General features: G+C 54.3%; 23 protein-coding genes. 14 read left to right on the top strand and 9 right to left on the bottom strand.

The window, feature by feature from the left end; translation table 11 throughout:
• Positions 1-23 precede the first annotated feature (23 nt).
• From CFBP5473_RS05080 to CFBP5473_RS05070, 3 genes are all read right to left on the bottom strand, one after another.
• On the bottom strand, positions 24-455 hold the full coding sequence (locus CFBP5473_RS05080; RefSeq protein WP_037170773.1) for a DUF1842 domain-containing protein: 432 nt from the start codon (positions 453-455) through the stop codon (positions 24-26).
• Positions 456-734: 279 nt separating this feature from the next.
• A complete protein-coding gene (locus CFBP5473_RS05075; protein ID WP_027674298.1) occupies positions 735-2189 on the bottom strand; it encodes a UdgX family uracil-DNA binding protein in 1455 nt (484 codons plus the stop codon).
• The gene (locus tag CFBP5473_RS05070; RefSeq protein WP_027674297.1) at positions 2189-3421 is read right to left on the bottom strand and encodes a putative DNA modification/repair radical SAM protein; all 1233 of its coding nucleotides are present in this window, start codon (positions 3419-3421) and stop codon (positions 2189-2191) included. Before CFBP5473_RS05070 ends, CFBP5473_RS05075 begins: the two co-directional genes overlap by 1 nt.
• 222 nt (positions 3422-3643) lie before the next feature.
• On the opposite strand from CFBP5473_RS05070, the gene greA reads away from it, so the two are divergent.
• Positions 3644-4120: a transcription elongation factor GreA gene (gene greA, locus CFBP5473_RS05065; protein ID WP_027674296.1), complete on the top strand. Its 477-nt coding sequence runs from the start codon at positions 3644-3646 to the stop codon at positions 4118-4120.
• A gap of 32 nt (positions 4121-4152) precedes the next feature.
• Positions 4153-5214 (top strand): glycosyltransferase family 4 protein, encoded by a 1062-nt coding sequence (locus CFBP5473_RS05060; RefSeq protein ID WP_027674295.1) that lies wholly within the window; start codon positions 4153-4155, stop codon positions 5212-5214.
• On the opposite strand, the gene CFBP5473_RS05055 is transcribed toward CFBP5473_RS05060, so the two are convergent.
• The 3 genes from CFBP5473_RS05055 to CFBP5473_RS05045 are packed head-to-tail and all read right to left on the bottom strand — an operon-like array spanning position 5198 to position 8060.
• Positions 5198-6220, bottom strand: a complete 1023-nt coding sequence (locus CFBP5473_RS05055; RefSeq protein ID WP_027674294.1) for a glycosyltransferase — start codon at positions 6218-6220, stop codon at positions 5198-5200. The two genes, CFBP5473_RS05060 and CFBP5473_RS05055, sit on opposite strands and share 17 nt — an antisense overlap.
• Positions 6217-7245, bottom strand: a complete 1029-nt coding sequence (locus CFBP5473_RS05050; RefSeq protein ID WP_027674293.1) for a glycosyltransferase — start codon at positions 7243-7245, stop codon at positions 6217-6219. The genes CFBP5473_RS05055 and CFBP5473_RS05050 overlap by 4 nt, the downstream gene beginning before the upstream one ends.
• The gene (locus CFBP5473_RS05045; protein WP_037170788.1) at positions 7242-8060 is read right to left on the bottom strand and encodes a glycosyltransferase family 2 protein; all 819 of its coding nucleotides are present in this window, start codon (positions 8058-8060) and stop codon (positions 7242-7244) included. Before CFBP5473_RS05045 ends, CFBP5473_RS05050 begins: the two co-directional genes overlap by 4 nt.
• Before the next feature lie 269 nt (positions 8061-8329).
• On the opposite strand from CFBP5473_RS05045, the gene CFBP5473_RS05040 reads away from it, so the two are divergent.
• From CFBP5473_RS05040 to CFBP5473_RS05015, 6 genes are read left to right on the top strand one after another with little or no spacing between them, the layout of a single operon-like run.
• On the top strand, positions 8330-9400 hold the full coding sequence (locus CFBP5473_RS05040; RefSeq protein ID WP_136954319.1) for a glycosyltransferase family protein: 1071 nt from the start codon (positions 8330-8332) through the stop codon (positions 9398-9400).
• 36 nt (positions 9401-9436) lie between these two features.
• A complete protein-coding gene (rfbC, locus tag CFBP5473_RS05035; RefSeq protein WP_027674290.1) occupies positions 9437-10000 on the top strand; it encodes a dTDP-4-dehydrorhamnose 3,5-epimerase in 564 nt (187 codons plus the stop codon).
• A 13-nt stretch (positions 10001-10013) separates the two neighbouring features.
• Positions 10014-11072, top strand: coding sequence for a dTDP-glucose 4,6-dehydratase (rfbB, locus tag CFBP5473_RS05030; protein WP_027674289.1), 1059 nt, complete (start codon positions 10014-10016; stop codon positions 11070-11072).
• 3 nt (positions 11073-11075) lie between these two features.
• Entirely contained in the window at positions 11076-11963 is an 888-nt protein-coding gene (gene rfbD / locus CFBP5473_RS05025) for a dTDP-4-dehydrorhamnose reductase (RefSeq protein WP_037170772.1), read from the top strand.
• A gap of 21 nt (positions 11964-11984) precedes the next feature.
• A complete protein-coding gene (gene rfbA / locus CFBP5473_RS05020) occupies positions 11985-12857 on the top strand; it encodes a glucose-1-phosphate thymidylyltransferase RfbA (RefSeq protein WP_027674287.1) in 873 nt (290 codons plus the stop codon).
• A gap of 2 nt (positions 12858-12859) precedes the next feature.
• Complete coding sequence (locus CFBP5473_RS05015) at positions 12860-13876, top strand: glycosyltransferase family 2 protein (protein WP_051441194.1); 1017 nt, start codon at positions 12860-12862, stop codon at positions 13874-13876.
• Positions 13877-13879: 3 nt separating this feature from the next.
• Here CFBP5473_RS05015 and CFBP5473_RS05010 read toward each other — a convergent pair whose 3' ends face one another.
• On the bottom strand, positions 13880-14347 hold the full coding sequence (locus CFBP5473_RS05010; RefSeq protein ID WP_027674285.1) for an Lrp/AsnC family transcriptional regulator: 468 nt from the start codon (positions 14345-14347) through the stop codon (positions 13880-13882).
• Positions 14348-14583: 236 nt separating this feature from the next.
• Here CFBP5473_RS05010 and trxB point away from each other — a divergent pair, with 236 nt between their 5' ends.
• From trxB to CFBP5473_RS04990, 4 genes are all read left to right on the top strand, one after another.
• Positions 14584-15558: a thioredoxin-disulfide reductase gene (trxB, locus tag CFBP5473_RS05005; RefSeq protein ID WP_027674284.1), complete on the top strand. Its 975-nt coding sequence runs from the start codon at positions 14584-14586 to the stop codon at positions 15556-15558.
• Positions 15559-15582: 24 nt separating this feature from the next.
• Entirely contained in the window at positions 15583-16479 is an 897-nt protein-coding gene (locus CFBP5473_RS05000) for a LysR family transcriptional regulator VtlR (RefSeq protein ID WP_027674283.1), read from the top strand.
• Positions 16480-17051: 572 nt separating this feature from the next.
• Positions 17052-17342 (top strand): ArsR/SmtB family transcription factor, encoded by a 291-nt coding sequence (locus CFBP5473_RS04995; RefSeq protein WP_027674282.1) that lies wholly within the window; start codon positions 17052-17054, stop codon positions 17340-17342.
• A gap of 53 nt (positions 17343-17395) precedes the next feature.
• The gene (locus tag CFBP5473_RS04990) at positions 17396-18508 is read left to right on the top strand and encodes an alkene reductase (RefSeq protein ID WP_027674281.1); all 1113 of its coding nucleotides are present in this window, start codon (positions 17396-17398) and stop codon (positions 18506-18508) included.
• Positions 18509-18529: 21 nt separating this feature from the next.
• Here the strand turns inward: CFBP5473_RS04990 and CFBP5473_RS04985 are convergent, their stop codons facing one another.
• Entirely contained in the window at positions 18530-19555 is a 1026-nt protein-coding gene (locus CFBP5473_RS04985; protein WP_106389344.1) for an NAD(P)H-binding protein, read from the bottom strand.
• A gap of 93 nt (positions 19556-19648) precedes the next feature.
• Between CFBP5473_RS04985 and CFBP5473_RS04980 the strand changes: the two genes are divergently transcribed.
• Positions 19649-20593, top strand: a complete 945-nt coding sequence (locus CFBP5473_RS04980; RefSeq protein ID WP_027674280.1) for a LysR family transcriptional regulator — start codon at positions 19649-19651, stop codon at positions 20591-20593.
• 29 nt (positions 20594-20622) lie between these two features.
• On the opposite strand, the gene CFBP5473_RS04975 is transcribed toward CFBP5473_RS04980, so the two are convergent.
• Complete coding sequence (locus CFBP5473_RS04975; protein ID WP_027674279.1) at positions 20623-20898, bottom strand: DUF2188 domain-containing protein; 276 nt, start codon at positions 20896-20898, stop codon at positions 20623-20625.
• A 188-nt stretch (positions 20899-21086) separates the two neighbouring features.
• Between CFBP5473_RS04975 and CFBP5473_RS04970 the strand changes: the two genes are divergently transcribed.
• A complete protein-coding gene (locus CFBP5473_RS04970) occupies positions 21087-22193 on the top strand; it encodes a calcium:cation antiporter (protein WP_027674278.1) in 1107 nt (368 codons plus the stop codon).
• Positions 22194-22203: the final 10 nt, after the last annotated feature.

Genomic DNA, 22203 nt, shown 5'->3' with positions numbered 1-22203 from the left:
CGCGGGGCTTTTCTGATTTGTTATCAGGCAGCTTTGGCCAGTGCCGCAGCTTTCACGGACTGCGTGACTTCGTGCCAGGCACCAGTAAGGCCCGTGCGGTAACCGTAGTGGATTTCGCCTTCCGAATAATCGGTGTCAAGAACCAGGGTTGCATAGAAGTTTTCTGGAACGACCGGGCCAATACCGCCCTTTACCGGCCAAACCAGTTCTGGCCAACCCTGCAGATCGATGCGGATTTTCGAACCCTGTCCGATCACCGTTTCGTAGGTATAGTCGCCAGTCACGTGGGATTTTACATCCAGCGGCGGGTTGGTCGCCTGCGTAACTTCAGCAAGGCCCGTGATCTGCTTTTTCGGAGTGTAAACCGTCAGACGCAGATCGAGAACCGGTGCACCCGGCGCGCCGGATGTCTGGAGGTGCAAGTAAAACAGACCAGAAGGACGAACTTCAGACATTCAATATACCTCTATGCAATCGTTGAACCAAAAGGTTGCTTTCATTATTAAATGCAACCCAAGGCAATAAGTGCATGCGAAAGGCGCGTACGCAACCTTTGATAATAAATAAAAATAAAATATCGTAAAAAGAGTATTTGCTTTTGCTTGCACGTCCTGAAGGAATGCGATTTTTGCGTCATCCCGCTCTTTGGTGGAACGGAAAACAACGCATCTGCGACCGCACGACGTGCTCTTTCAAGAGAATCACTGAGCAGAGCGCTCAGCAAGACGCCTACGCTACAGGTTTGCGGCGATCTCCTTCATCAGCTTCATGTCATCCCTGAAGCGTGCGAACTCATAGGATTTTTGAGACTCATCAGGAATGCGCAGTAGATAGGAAGGATGAACGGTGACGAAGAGCATGCGGCCCTCTGACATGGGCATGGGCCGCCCGCGGAGATCGGAAATCTTCTCCTTCATTCCGGTCAGTGAATAGACCGCCGTTGCCCCCATGGCCACGATCAGCTTTGGCTGAACGAGCTCTATTTCCCGCGTCAGCCACCACCGGCAACGCTCCACCTCACCAGCATCCGGGCGCTGGTGTATGCGCTTCTTGCCGCGTGCTTCATATTTGAAGTGCTTGACCGCATTGGTCACATAAAGCGATTTTCTATCGATCTCCGTTTCCGCCAGCACTTGATCGAACACCCTGCCCGCAGGACCGACGAACGGACGCCCAGCCAGATCCTCATGATCCCCCGGCTGCTCACCAACGATCATGATCTCAGCATCGCTCAAACCTTCGCCGAATACCGTCTGAGTCGCCTTGCAATGCAACGGACAAAGCTCACAACTTTGCGCTTCGCGCTTGAGACCTGCCAGCGTATCCGCATCTGGTAACAACTCTTCCGGCTTGGCGGATGCCGCCGCCTGAAGACGATGATGAAAAAGCTGCGGCTCTGTCGCTGCCTTTGCGCCCATTTCCAGCACGCGTGCTTCCGCACCCAGAATAAGTTCAGGGATAAGCCCGGCCTCCGGCAAATTCTTCCAGTATTTCTTCGGCATCTCCGCCGTCATCGCCTTTATTTTCAGCCGTGCCGGGTTGAAGATATTAGCGTAATAGGTGCGCCACAACTCATCCGTCTCGTCGGTAAGATCAGGTTTTTCGGCTGCTTCGCGCGAGGTTTCCAGCGTCTTTCCATCCCAGCGCGCAGAGCCCTTGGGGGTGGCAATCAGCCAATCCATATCTGTGAACCGTCGCTGAAAAAACGGCGCTTTTCGCTCCACGATGAAATGATCCGGCTCGAACCAGGCGATAAAACAGCGCCGCGCCGCTGGCCCTTCACCTTCCACTTCCTTGAAGCGAACGAAGGCCGTCATTTTATGGCTGTCGCGTCGCACCGATTTTTCCAAATGGCGCGCAGTCAGGACGTTCGGGTCGGCCTTGATTTGCAAAAGCGACCTGTCCTTCTGCAATCGCCACAACAACCGATACAGTAACGCAAAGCGCGCTGGATCGCTGTGGCAAATCACCGCTTCCGCAAGCGGTAAGAAGGCGGCTGGAACGCTGATAGCCCGGCTGCTATCGCCCGCTGGGATAGAGCGGCTCTCCTCAAATCCCAGAAGGGTGCCTCTTTCACTCTCCAGGCGCCAGTCCACGTCGCGCGGATCGATATCGGCCATAAGCAGGGAGCGCGCGGCGTTGCGCCACTCGACAAAATCCCCCCGGCCCTCCAGTTCCACGCTGTACATTACAGCAACGACAATTGTTCCGGCTGCGGCGCAAACATGGCGCGCAAATCCGGTCGCTCCGTCAATTTTCCCGGCGTCCATCCATCTGCAAGGACAAAGGCTTTGACCTTTCTCAGCGACACGCCGAAGCGTCCCAGATCTTCCAGTCTCAGCCGCCGAAACCGCCGTGAGGACAGAATGGAATTCACCGTTTTCACGCCAAAGCCCGGCACGCGCAGCAGCATTTCCTTATCGGCCTTGTTCACATCGACAGGAAACTTGGCGCGATTGCCCAGCGCCCATGCAAGCTTCGGATCGATATCCAGATCGAGCATACCGTCCTTCTGCGTGGACGTGATTTCATTGATGTCGAAACCATAGAAACGATAAAGCCAGTCTGCCTGATAAAGACGGTGTTCGCGCATCAAAGGCGGCTTGATGAGCGGCAGGTTTTTAGACGAATCAGGAATGGGACTGAATGCCGAATAATAAACGCGCCGAAGCCCATAGCTGCCATAAAGCCGTGCACTGGTCGAAAGGATCGTGCCGTCATCCGCCCCATCCGCACCCACGATCATCTGTGTGCTTTGCCCGGCAGGCGCAAACTTCTTCACCCGCTTGGTCTTAAGCGTCGGCTCCCCCGCCTCCTCTATCTTCAGGCGAATATCTGCCATGGAACGGCGAATATTGCCGGGCTGCTTTTCCGGCGCAAATTTGCCGATACCGCTATCCGTCGGCAATTCGATATTGATCGACAGGCGGTCCGCATAGAGCCCCGCTTCCTCGATTAGATGCGCAGAAGCCTCGGGAATCGATTTCAAATGAATGTAGCCGCGAAAACCGTGTGTGACCCGCAACTCCCGCGCCACGCGGACCAGCTCTTCCATCGTATGGTCCGACGAACGAATGATACCGGACGACAGGAAAAGTCCTTCGATGTAATTTCGCCGATAGAATTCCAGCGTCAGCCACACCACCTCCTCCACCGTGAAGCGGGCCCGCTCCACATTGCTGGACGAGCGATTGATGCAATAGGCGCAGTCATAAATGCAAAAATTGGTCAGCAGAATCTTCAACAGAGAGATGCAGCGCCCATCTGGCGCATAGGCGTGACAGATGCCCGACCCTTCCGTCGAGCCCAGCCCGCCGCTGGCTGACGAGTTTCGTTTCGCAGTCCCGCTCGAAGCGCACGAAGCATCATACTTCGCCGCATCGGAAAGAATGGCCAGCCGTTCCTTGATTGACTTCTTCATAGATATGTTCTCTATATGTTCCGAAGACGAAAGTCAAATGGGACAGAGAGGGTGTTGAAAATGCACAATTTTATTGGCGATTTTAATTTTCTGGCATTTCACGACGGTCTTCTGATATAGTCGGCTCAATTGTGATTTTGACATGGTTCCGAAGTTTCGCTCCGGAACCTGTTTCTTTTTGTGTCTGCGACTACCGCGGTGCGAATGTGAAGGAATAAAAAGATGGTAGAAAAAGTACCGATGACTCATGGCGGTTTCGTCAAGTTGCAGGAAGAACTCCGCTGGCGCCAGCAGGAAGAGCGTCCGCGCATCATCGAGGCAATTGCCGAAGCGCGCGCCCATGGCGACCTTTCCGAAAATGCCGAATACCACGCCGCTAAAGAAGCGCAGAGCCACAATGAAGGCCGCATCGGCGAGCTCGAGGATTTGACGGCGCGCGCGGAAGTCATCGACCTTTCCAAGATGTCCGGTTCCAAGATCAAGTTCGGCGCAACCGTCAAGCTGGTCGATGAAGACACCGATGAAGAGAAGACTTACCAGATCGTCGGCGACCAGGAAGCCGATGTGAAGGAAGGCCGCATTTCCATCTCGTCCCCCATTGCGCGCGCCCTGATCGGCAAGGAAGTTGGCGACAGCATCGAAGTGAATGCGCCGGGCGGTGCCCGCGGTTACGAGATTCTCTCCGTTAACTGGAACTGAGCAAAGCCCTCTCCTCTTTCGAGACCTCAGACTTGCCCCATGTCGATTTGAGAGACGTCCGGGTGCTTGCGCCGAATTTCAAGCGCAGGCTTTCCGGTGTCACGTCCACGATCATTCAGCTCGTGCCGGTCCAGAATCGGCTCGGGCAAAAGGTCGCCGTAATCGGCCCCGGCCTGCCTCAAAGCCTGCCTTACGTTCGCTTTCGCGATCTTTGGCGGCTTTGGCAGAACGGTCCTGAGGGTAAGCCGCGCGTCTGGCACGCGCGGCGAAATATCGAGATGCTGCCCGCTATCATCCTGCGCGACATTTTGCGGATGAAGCTGAAAATCGTCTTCACCTCCGCCTCACAGCGCAAGCATTCCGGCTGGACGAAATTCCTGATTTCGAAGATGGACGCTGTCATCGCCACGAGCAACAAGACGGCATCCTATCTTGAGTGCCCAAGTACTGTCGTTATGCATGGGATCGACACCGATCGCTTCTCTCCGCCTGCCGATAAATCGGCGGCAAAAGCCGCACTTGGCCTGAACAGCGAACAGAGCTTCCTCGGCTGTTTCGGCCGCGTGCGCCACCAGAAGGGTACGGACCTTTTCGTGGACACGATGATCGCCGTCCTGCCATCACGCCCGCAATGGTCGGCCATCGTGGCTGGCCGCGCAACCGGCCCACATGTGGAATTCGAAAACGGGCTGAAGGAAAAAGTCCGCGCTGCCGGCCTCTCGGAGCGCATCCTCTTCGTTGGCGAGCATACCAACATCAACGAATGGTACCGCGCCCTCGATCTCTTCATCGCCCCCCAGCGCTGGGAAGGCTTCGGCCTGACACCGCTGGAAGCCATGGCGACAGGCGTGCCGGTCATCGCAACGGATGTTGGAGCATTCCCGGAACTTGTCGTCGCCGATCAGACAGGCGAAGTAATTCCCCGAGACGATCTCACGGCAATGACGAGCGCAGCGGCAGGATGGATGGACAACCTCAACAAATTAGCCCAGGCCGCGCCTGGCGCTCAGACCCATGCCGCGCAGCACTTTACCATCGAAGGTGAAGCAGAGGCGCTGGAGCGCGTCTATAGCGCCGTCAGGGCTTCCGGCTGAAAAGCTCCAGATAGCTGGATACGACCGCTTCCTCAGAAAACTGCCCCATCAGGGTAGCGTTGCCGCCAGCGGCAACTTTCTCGGCAAGCGCGGCATCATCCAGCAAACGCCGGATGGCATTGGTGTAACCCTCGACATCGCCAATATCGACCAGCAACCCGTCTTCTGCATCCTTCATGAACCAAAGCGGCCCCTCGGATTTGGATGAGATGACTGGCTTGCGCTGCGCCCAGGCTTCCAGAATGACATTGCCCAGTGGCTCGTGGCTGGATGGCATCACGAAAATATCCGCTGCCGAAACATAAGCGCGCGTATCATCCTGCCAGCCAAGAAACCGCATCCTGTCGCGCATACCGCGCGCATCCACCTGCGCCTCAAGGTTTTCCCGCTCCTCGCCGTCTCCGGCAATCCACAGATAAACACCCGGCAGTGCCGCAACCGCGTCGATCAGATCATGAAAACCCTTGCGCCGAACGAAGCGCCCCATGGACATCACCACCGGCGCATCCTCCGGCGTATCAAGAGACGCCCGCGACACTGGCGCCACCCTTTCCGTATTGGTGAAGTTGGAAACGACCTCAACTCCACGCGTCCAGCCAATCGCCTTCACATGCTCCGCAATTCCGGGAGTATTACAAACGAGGATATCCGTGTTCTTGAAGTAATCCAGCTTGGTCGGGTAATCCCCGAGGCGAGATAGCTTGATGCAGCCTTTGTAATTGGGCATCAGCTCACTGGCCCGCGGTGCCCACGACATAATTGCGTCAGGCTTTAATTTTCTGGCCATAGAGCTTACGCGATACGGCAGGACTAAACGGTCCAGCGACAAATTTCTGAAGTTGCTTTCTTCGATTTTCGCCACGTCGGCAATTTCTCTACGCCACTCCCGATTCTTTCGAATAATGCAGCGCTGCTCAATCCCTTTTCTCGCAAGTGCATTCACCAAATGCACGAAGAAACGTTCGGCTCCCCCATCTTTACCAAAGTGGAAATGGATAATGTTCATTTCACACGCGCTCCCTCGAACAGTGCCAGATAACTATCCGTAATCACCTGTTTCGAGAATCGCTCGCGTATTGTCGTCTTTCCGCCTTCGATCAACTTTGTGCAGAGCTGCTCGTCATCTCGCAATTTCACGATAGCCGATGTGAGGCCTTCTTCATCACCACAATCAACCATCAAGGCATCGACCTGATCCGTCATTGCGAACGATGGCCCTTCCGCTCGGAATGCCACAGTTGGTTTATTGGCACCCCAGCCTTCGAAGCACACGTTTCCTAGCGGCTCGTGCAGGGAAGTGATTGCAAAGACATCGCCTGCTGCGAGATACGCATAGGCATTCGTTTTCCAGCCCGGAAATTTCACCCTGTCCGCAATTCCAAGCTCGTTGGCGAGCGATATCAACGCGTCCTTTTCCGGACCGTCACCAAGCAGCCAAAGATACGCTCCATCAATATTCTTAACTGCCTTAATGAGATGTGCGAACCCCTTACGCTTCACAAACCGGCCCATGCCGACAACGACAAATGCGTCGTCTGGCGTCTGTAGTTCCGCTCGGGAAATCGGTGAAACAGGCGCAGCATTGGTGAAATTTGGAATAACGCTGACGGGCTTGTTCCAGCCCAGTTCACGCACGCGATCAGCCATATCTGGCGTTATGCACACGAGCATTTCCGAGTTTTTATAATAGCCCAGATGCTCTGGATAATCGCCCAGCCGCGATACACGCAAGGCAGATTTATATCCTGGCATGAATCGACTGGCTCGCAGCTGCCATGTCACGATCACATCGGGTCTGAATTGTTTGAGAATGCGCTTCAGCCGCCATGAAAGGACGAAGCGCGACAGAGAAATGCGTCGAAAGACCCCTTCATAGATGGTGACGCTCTCATCGATCGAGGCTCGCCAACTCCGATCCGGTCTTATAAGGGCGCGTTGTTCGATGCCCCGCTCTGCGAGCGAATTTGTGAGATTGACAAAGAAACGCTCGGCGCCGCCTTCTTTACCGAAATGTATGTGCAGAATTTTCATCTATGGAAATCCCCGCGTTCCATGTCATCGACATTGGGACGTCGCTTCAGCGCATGGCGCTGGTGAATTTTTGCCTGGGTGAGAAATGCGTAAACACCGCCGGTTGCCGCCTCGATAAAGCCCGGCACGCCGCAACGCCACAACCCGTTCCTGAAATAAAGCCGCAGGAAATAAAGCCAGGGAGAGACTAGTAACTTTGAGACCTTAGCCTCCTCTCCCTCTTCAAATTGCTGATCTGCCTTAAGGGTGGAGTACTTGTTTTCCTTGAGAATTTGCTCATCGATGATGAGAGGCCGGTAATGCAACAGGCTGCCCTTTTGCGAAGATGCCACCTCACCTTTCGGCACGATGCCCTCATGCACCTTCTGCGCCAGATCATACCCACCCTGCCCGCGTCGGATCAACCTCAGGTTCTTCCGCTCGCGCACATTTTCCGGCGTATAACCAAAACCGATGAGATAAGGCCGCCGCGCGACCTTCCAGCCAACGATATTCGCCGGTGCCGCCAGCAACTCCGGTAAGGCCTGCCGCAAAGCATCATCCAGCCGCTCATCCGCATCGATATTCAGGCACCATTCCTGGCTGCACTGCTCCAGCGCAAACTGCTTCTGCCCCGCATATCCCCGCCAGGGCTCGAACATAAAACGGATCGGCCACCCCTTGTCCGCGTAAGACTGCACAAGCGCCGCGGTACCATCGGTGGACCCGGAGTCGACGATCACGATCTCCGCACAGCCCTCCAGACTTTCGATGCAATGACCGAGATAGGCCTCTTCATTAAGGCAGATGATAAAGGCGGAGACGCCTAGTGTCATTTTGAGTTTTCCATGAAACATGGTGCCAAAAGAAAAAGCTTTCGAGCGCTCAAACATAAAAGTAAAGGTCGTGTAAAGGGTTTTCTCTGGGTTTTCGCGTTTTGAATCGTCGTATATTGATTTGTTGAGGGACGGCTCTATAACGCACCCCAGCAGGTTAAAGCCGCCCCTCACTTTACTTTCGCAACCGACAAACGGGGGTAGCGTGCGTACGATCTTATCGAGCGCATTAAATACTTTACCAACCGACGTCCGCAGAGAGAGAGATCATGACATCTTCGAAGGTTCATTTTTGGCCTCACACAAAAAAGACGTCGGTAGCAAGTCACCGGATACGCTGTCAAAATGTTATGCGAGGGCTTCAAAAAATAGGAATATCAACGGCATATTACCAGAGCCTGCTTCATAGGCGCTTCAATTCTTTTTTTCTTAACAGGCCTCCTAAAATATTGGTCTTATCCAAACGGACCAAGCTTTCCTCACTTGAGTGGGCGATCAAACTCAAGCAGGAACACAACACCAAACTGATATTAGACATATGTGATAATATTTTTTTCAACAGCACCGACGAGCGTAACGTTAACTATAGGAAGACTGTTGCGGCGTTGAACATGTTTGACCTCGTAGTAACACCCTCGAATTTTTTAGCAAATGCTATCGCGCACCATCTCCACCCCCAAATGCGCGTCGAGGTGGTTCTTGATGCCGTGGAACAGTCGATTCCGTATGGTAAATTGGATCATGTCTTCCGGCGGAAACCTATCTCGGAACTTGAGGGGCTGCGGGCAAATATACAAGCATCCGGTGTTGAGTTGGGAAGGCGGCTCGTTTGGTTCGGCCACCACGGCACGACAAAAGCTCAGAACGGGATGTTCGACCTTGAGCACTTCGCAAATATATTCGAACAGCACCATGCGGAAAAGCCAATCAGCCTAACCATAATAAGTAACAACAAAGAAAGATACTTACAGATATTCGAGAAACATCGATTTACAACTCAATATCTCGAATGGAATCTTGGCACAGTGGATCATGCCCTCCAAATGCACGATATTGCGTTGATCCCTGTACGGCAAAACAACTACAATCTATCAAAGAGTGCGAACAGGGTGACGACTTCTCTGGCGAATGGATTGGCAGTATGCGCCTCAGCTATCGATAGCTACGAGCCTTTTCGTAGCTGTATAACTTTAGACGATTGGGAAGATGGCTTGCGCAAACTTATGGCTTCTCCTCAAAAGAGGCAGAGATGCGTCGACGAAGGCATGAGGTTGGTTGAGCAACATTATACTCAGGCTGCGGTTTCACGCCGATGGCAGCAACTTCTGCAAGATTTGTGACGTGCTTCGCTTTCAACCACACGATTGGACAAGGGTTTGCTTTTTTCGAAACTGGAAATTCCCGGACCGGTGCTGATTACCACCCGGAAATTGGGCGATAATCGGGGCTATTTCAGCGAGAAGTTTCGCCTTGATCTCTTCAGGCAGTATGTTGGCTCGTTCGATTTTGTTCAAGAAAATGAATCTCTCTCAGCCAGCGCTGGAACGGTTCGTGGACTACACTTCCAGTCACAACCTCACGCACAAGGCAAGCTTGTGAGTTGCATAAGGGGTGCCGTCACCGATATCGCCGTTGACATCCGAACAGGCTCTCCAAGCTACGGTCGTCACGTTCGAGTAGAACTATCGGAAACGAACGAGCACCAACTATGGATACCGCCTGGATTTGCGCATGGATTCTGTACATTGGCTGAAAACTGCGTTTTGTCTTACAAGGTCACCAACTATTACAGTCGCGAGCATGATAAGGGGCTACTTTGGAATGACCCTGAACTCGGAATTGACTGGCCTATTTCCGTCGAGGATGTAGTCCTCTCAGAGAAGGACGTGGCCCAGCCTCGCCTTCGCGAACTAGAGGCGTTTTTCCAATTTGCAGAATGATCAGGAGACACACATGCGAGTATTGGTAACTGGTGGAGCTGGATTTATAGGTTCGGCACTGGTCAGATATCTCGTATCGCAAAAGGGCTATGATGTTCTTGTTGTCGATAAGCTTACCTATGCGGGTAACATTTCTTCGCTAAACGATGTCCGCGACAATCCGCGCTACCGCTTTTTACAGGCTGATATCTGCAATCGTGAAGCTATCAAAGTTGCGATAGAAACTTTCAAACCCGACAGAATCATGCATCTTGCGGCTGAAAGTCATGTCGACAGATCGATAAACAGCGCAATTGATTTCATCCAGACAAACATCATGGGGTCCTTCACGCTCTTGGAGGCAGCAAGAGATTTTTGGACGACTCTGGATCAGCAGAAACAAAAAGACTTTCGCTTTCTCCATGTTTCAACTGATGAAGTTTATGGCTCATTGGGCTCAATAGGCTTGTTTAGCGAGACGACGCCATACCAACCATCATCCCCTTATTCAGCGTCTAAAGCAGCTTCCGACCATCTCGCCAAAGCATGGGCTACAACATATGGCTTGCCGGTTATCGTATCTAACTGTTCCAACAACTACGGTCCTTATCATTTTCCCGAGAAGTTAATACCGCTTACAATTCTCAATGCGTTAGAACGAAAGCCGATAACGGTGTACGGCCAAGGCGCTAATGTGCGTGACTGGCTATATGTCGATGATCACGTGCGGGCACTGGATACCATCATTGAAAATGGCCGCATTGGAGAGACTTACAACGTCGGCGGCCACAATGAGCTGGCGAATATCGACGTGGTTCAACAAATTTGTGCGCTTATAAATAAACAGATTGAGGGCGACTTTCGCCACGAGAGCCTGATTACTTATGTGACAGACAGACCGGGACACGATGCGCGTTACGCTATCGATGCGAGCAAACTGGAACGCGAATTAGGATGGAAGCCTAACGAAAATTTTGAGACAGGTATCGAAAAGACTGTGACGTGGTATCTTCAAAATGCCTGGTGGTGGATGCCTTTACGAAAAACCTATCAAGGGCAGAGGCTAGGCATTATTTCGAGTACCGTGAAATAAATTATGGCAGTTCGTTATGTCACAACCGGTTACACTGGCCAAGTAGTAACGGCACTAGTCGAGCTCTCTCGCGAGCGAAACGATATTGAGGTTGTCGCCTTGGGACGTCCCCAACTGGATTTATCGGTAGTCGATACTATCGAAAAAAGCTTGTTGGCGGCTCGGCCAGATTTAATCATCTCGGCTGCTGCATATACCGCAGTTGATCAAGCTGAATCCCAACAGCCCTTGGCTTATGCGGTAAATTCGCAAGCAATCGGCCTGATAGGAGAAACAGCGCGAAAGATTGGCGTTCCGGTCATCCATCTTTCGACAGACTATGTCTTCGACGGCACTAGCAAAAGCGCATACACCGAATCGGAGATCACCAACCCAATCAACGTTTATGGCAGATCGAAAAGAGAGGGAGAACGGAAACTTATTTCATCTGGGGCAGATCACGCAATTTTACGTACCTCATGGGTTTATAGCACTTATGGCAAAAACTTTTTGAAGACGATGCTCAATCTGGCCACCAACCGTGATGAGATAAGCGTGGTGTCAGATCAGAGAGGTAGCCCGACATCGGCGCTTGATCTCGCGGACGGTGTTCTGTCTGTTGCAAAGAACATGCTCTCTTCAGCGAACGTAGACATGCGCGGTATCTTCCATTTATGTGGTCAAGGCGCCACAGACTGGGCAACCTTTGCGGAAGAGATATTTTCAGTTTCTAGGAAGATCGGCGGTCCTTACGCTAAAGTTCGGCGCATCACGACAGCAGAGTTTCCTACGCCAGCTCGACGGCCACCTAATTCATGCTTGAATTGCCAAAAGATCGACACCTTCCACGGGGTAAGATTGCCGGACTGGAAAGCGTCCGTTCAAATAGCGGTAAAAAAACTTATTCAGTAAATGCAAAAGGAGAACTGCGACGTGAAAGGCATTATTCTGGCCGGGGGAAATGGAACACGTCTACATCCCATGACGCTCGTTACCTCCAAGCAACTGATCCCGGTCTATGACAAGCCGATGATATATTATTCACTGTCGACTTTGATGTTGGCGGATATACGGGACATTCTCCTGATTTCGACCCCCTCCGACATAGGGAATTTCCAGCGTTTGCTCGGCGATGGCTCTGATTGGGGCATTTCGATTTCCTATTCCATTCAGGCATCGCCAGATGGCTTGGCTCAAGCTTATATACTTGGAGCAGACTTTGTCGCCGGCGGTCCGTCGTGCTTAATACTTGGCGATAATATCTTTTATGGCCATGGAATGACCGAAATACTGACACGAGCGGCAGGAGCTTTTGATGGAGCTACTGTTTTCGCCTATCACGTAAGCGATCCTCAAAGATACGGCGTCGTGGAATTCGATGAAAGCAGAAGAGCCGTTTCAATTGAAGAAAAGCCGACGTCTCCCAAGTCAAACTGGGCTGTTACAGGTCTCTATTTTTACGACGAGAACGTGGTGGATATCGCAGCAAATCTCAAACCCTCAGCCCGAGGTGAGCTTGAAATCACGGACGTCAACAAAGCTTATCTCGAGCGCGGAAAATTGAACGTCGAACTACTTGGGCGAGGCTTCGCATGGCTTGATACCGGGACACCGGATAGCCTTCTCGAAGCAAGTGAATTTGTTGGCACGCTTCAAAAGCGCCAGGGAATCAAAATCTGCTGCCCAGAGGAAATTGCCTGGCGAAAAGGCTTCATCTCGACGGATCAATTTGAGGAGATCGCGAGCAAATACGGAAAGAGCCAATACGGAGCTTATCTTCTAAATATTGCAAAGAGTTCTTATTGAACATGGCTAAGTTCCCCCCAGTTGCGCCTCTTAGTAAAGGACTTTTTGCCAAAGCTCGCACTATGTATGAAACCCGTCGCATCACCGCACGTGAAAAAAGGCAGCGCAAAAAAGTTGAGATGTCGGCGCTGACACGACGTTCAGAACTCTCCTCACCGCAAATCGATCTGGTGTTCGTTTGCCATAATGACATTGAGATACTTCCAAGTTTTCTCCAGCACTACAGGGCACTTGGCATAACCCGCTTCATCTGCGTTGATGACGCCTCCAAGGATGGCACGAAAGAGTTATTGCTGACACAAGCGGACGTCGATCTGTGGACTTCACCGATCCGCTACTCTGAAGCGAGGCGTGGCAGACAGTGGCGAGAACAGCTTTTTGAAATCTACGGGAAAAATCGTTGGTATGTGAACGTTGATTCCGATGAGTTTCTTGTATTTGCCGACAGTGAAACGAAAAGTATTTCTGATTTGGTAAAGGCCATGGAGAGGGCTGGTGACAAGCGCTTGGCGGCACCGATGCTGGACATGTATCGAGGAGCAGATCAAAAGACGCTCAAGGCTAACGATCCGCCCTGGCTCTTTTCAGATCACCTAGACGCTGACAGCTATACCATGGCTCTAGAAAAACGCGGCGTCAGCATCACGGGCGGGCCCCGAGGTCGCAAATTCGGCGAGCAAAATGAGCTGATGAAATATCCTGTCATCTATTGGGATGATGCGTGTTACTTCGGAAGCAGTCCTCACCGCCCTCTACCTTACGGTCGCAACTTTCCCAAGACTTGGGGTGCGCTTTTGCATTTCAAATTCTTCGTGAACTACAAGGAGAAAATTTCTGAAGCGGTTCAGGAGAAGCAGCATTTCGGCGGGTCGGCACATTACGTGAAGCTCATGGACGAGATCAACGACAAGGGTGGGATCGATCTTTACGATGAGAATGTCTCGATAAAGTACACCGGCTCCAAGCAGCTTGAGGAGCTTGGCTTCATCACACCTATCGATTGGAACAAGAACGGTTGAGGCTCAAACCTCAACCAGCCCCACCCGCTTAACCTGCCGGATGGTCAGCATCGTTCGCACCGTGTCCACATGCTCGTCCGCGGTCAGCACTTCAATCACGAAATCCTGGAACTGGGTGAGGTTTTCGGCAACGCAGTGGAGGAGGAAGTCGCTGTCGCCGGAGACCATCCAGGCCTGGCGCACGAGCGGCCAGCGGTCGGTGGCGGCGGCGAAGGCTTTCAGGTTGGCTTCCGACTGGCGCTTGAGGCCTACCATGCAGAAGGCCACGAGGTCGAAGCCGAGCTTCGGTGCGTTGAGCATCGCGTGGTAGCCTTCGATGATGCCCGCCTCTTCCAGCTTGCGCACGCGGCGCAGGCAAGGCGGCGCGGAAATGCCGACGCGGTCTGCGAGATCGACATTGGTCATGCGCCCGTCGCGCTGCAATTCCCGCAAGATTTTCAGATCGATGGCATCGAGTTCGACGCTGGCCACGGCGCGCATTCCTTTATCAGCATGAATGCTTCCTTCTACTCTTCGCGGTGGGATTCGCAATAATCCTTCACGCCCACGACACAAAATTACGTGTTCAGCCGCAACTGGGCTGTTGGTAATGCATGGCTGCCCTTGAATATCGACACTGGACGCCCTTAAATACCGCGCAAGAAGGGGTGTTTTTCTGGCGCCATATTGATTCCGGCCTGCCCGCACCCTGTTGAAAGGAACGTTCCATGTCCGCCCGCCATACAAAGGTTTTGATCATCGGTTCCGGCCCCGCCGGTTACACTGCCGCAATCTATGCTGCACGCGCCATGCTGCAGCCGGTATTGATCGCCGGCATGGAACAGGGTGGCCAGCTGATGATCACGACCGACGTGGAAAACTACCCCGGCTATGCAGACCCCATTCAGGGCCCGTTCCTGATGGATCAGATGCTCAAGCAGGCGCAGCATGTGGGTGCTGAAATCGTCAACGATCTCGTCACCGAAGTCGAAACGACCAGCCGCCCCTTCACCGTGAAAACGGATTCCGGCGCGGTCTGGACTGCCGATACGCTGATCATCTCCACCGGCGCGAAGGCCAAGTGGCTGGGCATTGAAAGCGAACAGCACTTTCAGGGCTTTGGCGTTTCCGCCTGCGCCACCTGTGATGGTTTCTTCTATCGCAACCGGGATGTGATCGTAGTCGGCGGCGGCAATTCGGCTGTCGAAGAAGCGCTTTACCTCGCCAATATCGCAAAGACGGTAACCGTCGTGCATCGCCGCGATAGCTTCCGCTCGGAGAAAATCCTTCAGGAACGCATCTTCGCCAAGGAGAATGTCAAAATTCTCTGGAACACCGAAGTCGCGGAAATCACCGGCACACCTGCCAAGCCGCCAATGCCGCCTTCCGTCACCGGCGCAAAGCTGCGCAACGTCAACACGGGCGAGGTCACCGAAATGCCGATCCACGGCGTTTTCGTGGCGATCGGCCATGCGCCTGCCGTGGAACTGTTCAAGGGCAAGCTGAAGCTGAAGCCGAATGGCTACATGTGGACGGCTCCCGATTCCACCGCAACCGATGTCGAAGGCATCTTTGCCGCTGGCGACGTGACGGACGATACTTACCGTCAGGCCATTACCGCCGCCGGCATGGGCTGCATGGCAGCACTCGAAGCGGAACGTTTTCTGGCGGCGCAGGCGCCGCTTGCTGTCGCTGCCGAATAAAGAAAGGCACCAAACCGCATGCCTATGCCATTGGACTGGGACAAACTGCGCATATTCCATGCGGCTGCCGAAGCCGGGTCGTTCACCCATGCTGCCGATAAGCTGCACCTGTCCCAGTCGGCCATCAGCCGTCAGGTCAGCGCGCTGGAGCAGGATGTCGGCGTCAAGCTGTTCCACCGCCACGCGCGCGGCCTGATCCTTACCGAACAGGGCGAGCTTCTCTACAGAACCGCGCATGACGTGCTTCTGAAGCTCGAAACCGTCAAGATGCAGCTGACGGAAACGACGGAGAAGCCAAGCGGCAAGCTGCGCGTCACCACCACGGTCGGTCTCGGCCAGGGCTGGTTGACGGACAAGGTGCAGGAATTCCTTCAGCTCTACCCAGAAATGTCCATTCAGCTCATCCTCGACAATGAGGAGCTGGACGTGAACATGCGCCATGCCGATTGCGCCATCCGCCTGCGCCAGCCGCAACAGTCGGATCTCATCCAGCGCAAGCTTTTTACCGTTCACATGCACGTCTACGCTGCCCCCTCCTATATCAACCGATATGGAGAACCGCAGTCGATAGAGGATCTGGACAACCACAAGATCATCTCCTTCGGCGAGCCCGCACCGAATTACCTGCTGGATGTGAACTGGCTGGAGAATGCCGGGCGCTCTTCCGATAACACTCGCGTTGCGCATCTGCAGATCAACAGCCAAACCTCCATCAAGCGCGCCTGCCTGCTGGGAATCGGCATCGCCTGCCTTCCGGATTATATCGTGGGCCGCGACCCGGGCCTGATCCAGCTATCGCTTCCGGCAGATATTCCGTCTTTCGACACCTATTTCTGTTACCCGGATGAAATGAAGAATGCGGCGAAGCTGAAGGCTTTCCGCGATTTCATTGTGGCGAAAGCGCGCAACTGGAACTTCTGATTCCTGCCTTTGAGGCAATCAAGAAGCCTGTCAAATCAAGGAGATGAGAGACGCTGACCTGTCCTCATCTCCTTTTCTTTGGCTGACGATTTGCGAAATAAATGTGACAGGTAAAGACAGCGTTGCGCACAATGCATGCCTGTCCTGCACAAAAAAGAGTTGAAGAAAGCACAAAAAATCAGCATATCGCACTCAGTTGATGCACATGGCGGCTTTTCCTCCCAGTTCCGCCGCATCAGCTGTTCCCCTCTGGAGGTTTTTTGACCTTCACACTTACAAGGGCCCTGGAGCAATCTGGTGGCCCTCTTTTTTTACCCGCAATAATTTTCCCTTACACGCTGCTTTATTTAGATAAATCACCCTTGTTCCGAAGGCATTCCAGCGCCATATCTGGGTTGGCCCTCGACGCTCCTTGCTGTCGAGTGCTGTTCCCCTCTGGAGGTTATGACCTTCAAAACTGTCGGGCCGCGGAGAAATCCAGCGGCCTTTTTTTTGCAAAAAATATGCTCGCTTTCCTTGATATCGAAAAATCTCGATATAAGTATCGTTATGTTTAGATATGCAGGAATGAGATGAAACCCGAAGACGTCCTGAAAGCGATTGCACATCCGGTGCGGCTGAAGTTTCTCAAATGGCTCAAAGAGCCGGAGAACCACTTCAACCAGGCGCATCCGTTCAGCATGGGCGTGTGCGCGCATCAGTTCGAAATCAGCGGCCTGTCGCAATCCACCGTGTCCTCCCACCTCGCAGCCTTGCAGGCGGCCGGTCTGGTTCGCTCTCGCAAGGTCGGCCAGTGGAATTTCTATGAACGCGACGAGGAAAACATCGCCAAATTTCTTGAATATCTAAACGACAATCTCTGATGCATTCGCGCAAACGCTGCGCTCTCTATCAACAAGAAGAGAAAGCCACTCCCATGACAAAACTGTTCGAACCGGCACAGGCAGGCGATATTGAACTGGCAAACCGCATCGTTATGGCGCCTCTCACCCGCAACCGCTCTCCGGGCGCAATTCCCAACAATCTCAACGCTGCCTATTACGAACAGCGCGCTACCGCTGGCCTTATCGTCAGCGAAGGCACGCCGATTTCCCAGCAGGCGCAAGGCTATGCAGATGTACCGGGCCTCTACAAGCAGGAAGCCATCGATGGCTGGCGCACGGTAACGGATGGCGTGCACAAGGCTGGTGGCAAAATCGTCGCGCAAATCTGGCATGTGGGCCGCATTTCGCACACATCGCTTCAGCCGCATGGCGGCCAGCCAGTTGCGCCTTCCGCAATTCAGGCCAAGTCCAAAACCTATATCATCAATGATGACGGCACCGGCGCTTTTGCCGAAACCTCCGAACCGAGAGAAATCGGCACCGCTGAAATTCCGGTCATCTTGGAAGATTATCGCAAGGGTGCCCGCGCTGCCATCGAAGCCGGTTTTGACGGTGTCGAAATTCACGCCGCCAACGGCTATCTGATCGACCAGTTCCTGAAATCCGGCACCAACCACCGCACGGATAATTATGGCGGCTCCATCGAGAACCGCGCGCGCTTCCTGCTGGAAGTGGTGGACACGGTCACGAAGGAAATCGGCGCTGGCCGCACCGGCATCCGCCTCTCGCCGGTTACGCCCGCCAACGACATTTTCGAAGCCGACCCTCAGCCGCTATTCGACTATGTGGTGAAGAAACTCGGCAGTCGTGGGTTGGCCTTCATTCACGTCATTGAAGGCGCAACCGGCGGCCCACGCGATTTCAAGCAGGGCGACAAGCCATTCGACTATGCCGAGCTAAAAGCAGCCTACACCAATGCAGGGGGCAAGGGTCTGTGGATCGCCAATAATGGCTATGACCGCGCATCCGCCATCGAAGCCGTGGATAGCGGCAAGGCCGATGCAATTGCCTTCGGCAAGGCCTTCATCGCCAACCCGGATCTCGTGCGCCGTTTGAAGCAGGATGCGCCGCTCAACCAGCCGAACCAGCCAACCTTCTATGGCGGCGGCGCGGAAGGTTACACCGACTATCCGGCCCTCGGCTGATCAAGAATTATCGTCGCGCGCTCATGACAGCGCGCGACGTTCCTCCAACGACGCTTTCGGCGCTGCTTTCGCCCCGTCTCTTTCCAGGCAATTCAAATCCAGAAGTGTCGCCCGAACAGCCTCATCGACTGGCGTCTGCGGTTCCGAGCCCAAAAACTCGACAAGTTTACGATTGCTCATCTGAACTGGCGTCGTCCATAGATAGCGCATTTCCAGCACCTCGCGAAACAGCGGCACAAAGGGTGAGGCAAGCCGGAACAGCCACCAGGGCACCCGCTTCATCTTGACATGATGGCCAGCCACCCGTTCGATGGAAGCAGGCAGATGCCGTCCGTTCGCATCCCAAAACCCTTCCATGTGATAGACGGAGAAGGGTGCCAGCTCATCCGCCCGGTCCAGCAGACGCATCATCGTTTCCGCCACATCCGGCAGATAGGCCCATTGATGGCCGACGCCCGGCACCCCGGGATTGGAAACGGCACGCACCGGCTTGCCCGGCTGCACGAGGCCCTGACTGAACCAGTTGTTGCGCGCCGCCGGACCAAAGAAATCACCCGCCCGCACGATCAGCACCGGCACGCCGCGTTCAGATGCCACGCGCAACCGGCTCTCCATTTCCACCCGTATTTTGCCCTTGCGCGTTACCGGGTTCTGCGGGCTCTCTTCGGTCAGGAGAGGAAACGCATCGGGACCGAAATTATAGACGGTGCCAGGCAGCAAAATCCGCGCGCCAACCGCCTCCGCCGCATGAATAGTATTATCCAGCATCGGCAGAACCAGCTTTTCCCAGTTGCGATAGCCGGGCGGATTGACCGCGTGAACGATGAGAGAAACGCCTTGCGCAGCATTCAACACGTCATCCGCCACCATGGCATCGCCCTGTCGCCACTCCATCATCGAATGCGGCGTGGCTTTCGCCTCACCTCTGATGAGCGCCCGAACTTTCCAGCCCCGTTCCAGCAGGGCTTTCGTAACATGGCCGCCTATGCCGCCGCGCGCGCCTAGAACGAGAGCAATTCTGCCTTGATCGCCTGTATTTGCTGACATGATGAACTCCAATCATTTGCTGTGGCTGGAGTATGCTTGCGAAATGGGCTATACGAAATTGCCTAAACATGTTCACCAACCATACGAAAATTTATGATCGTAGATCGTGAAATTAGCTGGGATTATTACCGTACCTTCCTCAGCGTCCTGAGGGACGGCTCGCTATCGGCAGCAGCAAGAGAGCTTGGCATAACCCAGCCCACCGTCGGTCGCCATATCGGCGCGCTCGAGGATGCGATTGGCTATCAGCTCTTCATTCGCTCTCCGCACGGGCTTGTGCCGACGGATGCGGCGATTGCGCTCAAGCCCTATGCGGAAAACCTTGCAGCAACCGCATCCGCCTTGATGCGCGCCGCTTCCGGTGAGGTCGGCAAGATCGAAGGCGCGGTGCGGATCAGCGCATCGGATGTGATCGGCGTTGAAATTCTTCCGCCCATTATTGCCGCCTTGCAGGAGGCGCATCCAAAACTCGAAATCGAACTCTCTTTATCCGACACGATAGAAGACCTGCTGCGACGCGAGGCGGATATCGCCATCCGCATGACGGAGCCGGTGCAGGACGCCATCGTCATGCGCTATGTGGGCAATTTCCGCGTGGGCTTCCACGCATCGAAAGATTACCTGCAAAGAATGGGAACGCCGCTGACCAAGGAGGATATGGCGGAACACCGGCTGATCGGCTTTGACCGCAAGACGCCCTTCATTCGGGCCATCTTGCAGCGCATGAAGAAGGACACGCCCTCCCTCCCCGATGCTGATCAAATTCCCTTCGCCATCCGCGCCGATAGCAATCTGGCGCAGCTCGCCATGGTGCGCGCAGGGGCAGGCATCGGTATGTGCCAGATCGGACTGGGAAAAGAAGATGAGCGGTTGCAGCACGTCCTGCCGGAAATGGAAGTCGCGCTGCACACCTGGGTCGCCATGCACGAAAACCTCAGAACATCTCCGCGCTGCCGCGCCGTGTTCAGCGCGCTGGTGGATGGGCTGAAGGCGCACTTGAAGGCAACCGACCCGGAAGCGCCATCGGCAAAGCGCTGATGCACGCAACGAAAACGAAGTGACGACGGTCAGGCAGGATTGGCAGCCTGCTCAGCGGCTGCGCATCGATCCACTACCTCGGCCTCCGGCCTGTCACCGCCCTGGCTGTGCTCCTCGTGCCAGCGGCCGCGCTCGTCCTGATAGCTGATTTCCTCGTCCTCTCCGCCCACCTGCTGTTCAGCCGCAGCAATCTTTGCAGCCTGAAGAGCGTCGGAGTGGGATGGGAAGGCTTCGGAATAGGCACCGTCCATGCGGTAAGCCCAACCGCCATCATGCTCGACGATTTCGTAACATATCTTGGTCATGCACACTCCTCCTGATCTCAACCAGAGAAACATGGCAACCAATGCCGCAATCAAGCATTCAAGGACTGCATCGCGGCTTCGTCGCCATGTCCTTGAACCGCACTATCCTACCAAAAAGGCGGGAGCGCAATTGCCAGCGCCACTGCATAGATTGCCGATCATCAATTGAAAGAGACTGGAAGGGGACCATGTCTGTTGTAAACTCTTTGAAAAACGAGCGCTTGCTGCTGCTCGCATTGCCGGTTGCCATCGTGGCTTATCTGGCCGAACACACTGTCCTGCAAGGCGGCAAAGCCCTGTCTTTTGTAGTCGCCGCAGCGCTGATCGCCGTCATCGTCGCGGTATCCATGCGCGTTGCCCACCATGCGGAAATCCTCGCTTCCAAAGTGGGAGATCCATACGGCACGATGATCCTCACGCTGTCGGCTGTGGCCGTAGAGGTGCTGATCCTCGCCATCATCATGAGCGAATCCACCTCGCCGACACTCGTCCGCGATACGATCTATTCCGCAGTGATGATCGACATCAACGGCATTCTGGGCATCGCCGCGCTGCTTGGAGGCCTGCGCCATGGAGAGCAGCCCTATAATGACGATTCCGCCCGCACCTACGGCGTGATGATCCTGACCGCCATGGGCATTTCGATGATTGTGCCCGAGTTTATCCCGGAAGCGAAGTGGCACCTCTATTCCGCCTTCACCATCTTCGCCATGATTGCGCTCTACGCGCTTTTCCTCAAAATGCAGGTCGGTCCGCACAGCTATTTCTTCAGCTACAGCTATCCCCGCACCGAGCGGAAGAAGGTTGCCCCGGAAAGCCCGGAACATGCGGATGAGGATGGCCCGGCCTCCTACTCCATCGGCGTCATCATCGTCGGCGTGGTGCTGATTGGCGTGCTGGCGGAGTTCATGTCGACTTTTCTGTCCCACGGGCTGGAGGGAAGCGGTGCACCCGCAGCACTCATGGCCGTCGTCGTCGCCACCATTTCCGCAGCACCGGAAATCCTCACTGCCATGCGCTCGGCACTGCGCAACCGCATGCAGTCCGTCGTCAACATCGCCATGGGCGCCTCCCTCTCCACGGTCATCCTCACCGTACCCGTCATGGAAGCAATCGCCCTTTACACCGGCCAGCCCTTCATTATGGCGATGACACCGGTGCAAACCGTCATGGTCTTCATCACCCTCATCGTCGCCGCCATCAACCTCAACGATGGCGAAACGAACGCCATAGAAGGCATGACGCACTTCATTCTGTTTGCAACATTCGTGATGCTGTTGTTTCTTGGGCTTTAGAACAGGACGT

Origin of the sequence: Agrobacterium larrymoorei, from assembly GCF_005145045.1 — a bacterium.
GTDB classification, from domain to species: Bacteria; Pseudomonadota; Alphaproteobacteria; order Rhizobiales; family Rhizobiaceae; genus Agrobacterium; species Agrobacterium larrymoorei.
This window is presented reverse-complemented; position numbering and strand designations above follow the sequence as displayed.

What these genes read in the sequence shown, in the direction of transcription:
- CFBP5473_RS05070 (WP_027674297.1), bottom strand. Translation starts at nt 3,421, where the DNA reads ATGAAGAAGTCAATCAAGGAACGGCTGGCCATTCTTTCCGATGCGGCG.
- CFBP5473_RS05015 (WP_051441194.1), top strand. Translation starts at nt 12,860, where the DNA reads ATGGCTAAGTTCCCCCCAGTTGCGCCTCTTAGTAAAGGACTTTTTGCC.
- CFBP5473_RS04985 (WP_106389344.1), bottom strand. Translation starts at nt 19,555, where the DNA reads ATGTCAGCAAATACAGGCGATCAAGGCAGAATTGCTCTCGTTCTAGGC.
- trxB (WP_027674284.1), top strand. Translation starts at nt 14,584, where the DNA reads ATGTCCGCCCGCCATACAAAGGTTTTGATCATCGGTTCCGGCCCCGCC.
- CFBP5473_RS04990 (WP_027674281.1), top strand. Translation starts at nt 17,396, where the DNA reads ATGACAAAACTGTTCGAACCGGCACAGGCAGGCGATATTGAACTGGCA.
- CFBP5473_RS05055 (WP_027674294.1), bottom strand. Translation starts at nt 6,220, where the DNA reads ATGAACATTATCCATTTCCACTTTGGTAAAGATGGGGGAGCCGAACGT.
- CFBP5473_RS04980 (WP_027674280.1), top strand. Translation starts at nt 19,649, where the DNA reads ATGATCGTAGATCGTGAAATTAGCTGGGATTATTACCGTACCTTCCTC.
- CFBP5473_RS05045 (WP_037170788.1), bottom strand. Translation starts at nt 8,060, where the DNA reads ATGACACTAGGCGTCTCCGCCTTTATCATCTGCCTTAATGAAGAGGCC.
- CFBP5473_RS04970 (WP_027674278.1), top strand. Translation starts at nt 21,087, where the DNA reads ATGTCTGTTGTAAACTCTTTGAAAAACGAGCGCTTGCTGCTGCTCGCA.
- CFBP5473_RS04975 (WP_027674279.1), bottom strand. Translation starts at nt 20,898, where the DNA reads ATGACCAAGATATGTTACGAAATCGTCGAGCATGATGGCGGTTGGGCT.
- rfbB (WP_027674289.1), top strand. Translation starts at nt 10,014, where the DNA reads ATGCGAGTATTGGTAACTGGTGGAGCTGGATTTATAGGTTCGGCACTG.
- CFBP5473_RS04995 (WP_027674282.1), top strand. Translation starts at nt 17,052, where the DNA reads ATGAAACCCGAAGACGTCCTGAAAGCGATTGCACATCCGGTGCGGCTG.
- rfbD (WP_037170772.1), top strand. Translation starts at nt 11,076, where the DNA reads ATGGCAGTTCGTTATGTCACAACCGGTTACACTGGCCAAGTAGTAACG.
- CFBP5473_RS05040 (WP_136954319.1), top strand. Translation starts at nt 8,330, where the DNA reads ATGACATCTTCGAAGGTTCATTTTTGGCCTCACACAAAAAAGACGTCG.
- CFBP5473_RS05080 (WP_037170773.1), bottom strand. Translation starts at nt 455, where the DNA reads ATGTCTGAAGTTCGTCCTTCTGGTCTGTTTTACTTGCACCTCCAGACA.
- CFBP5473_RS05000 (WP_027674283.1), top strand. Translation starts at nt 15,583, where the DNA reads ATGCCATTGGACTGGGACAAACTGCGCATATTCCATGCGGCTGCCGAA.
- CFBP5473_RS05075 (WP_027674298.1), bottom strand. Translation starts at nt 2,189, where the DNA reads ATGTACAGCGTGGAACTGGAGGGCCGGGGGGATTTTGTCGAGTGGCGC.
- CFBP5473_RS05050 (WP_027674293.1), bottom strand. Translation starts at nt 7,245, where the DNA reads ATGAAAATTCTGCACATACATTTCGGTAAAGAAGGCGGCGCCGAGCGT.
- greA (WP_027674296.1), top strand. Translation starts at nt 3,644, where the DNA reads ATGGTAGAAAAAGTACCGATGACTCATGGCGGTTTCGTCAAGTTGCAG.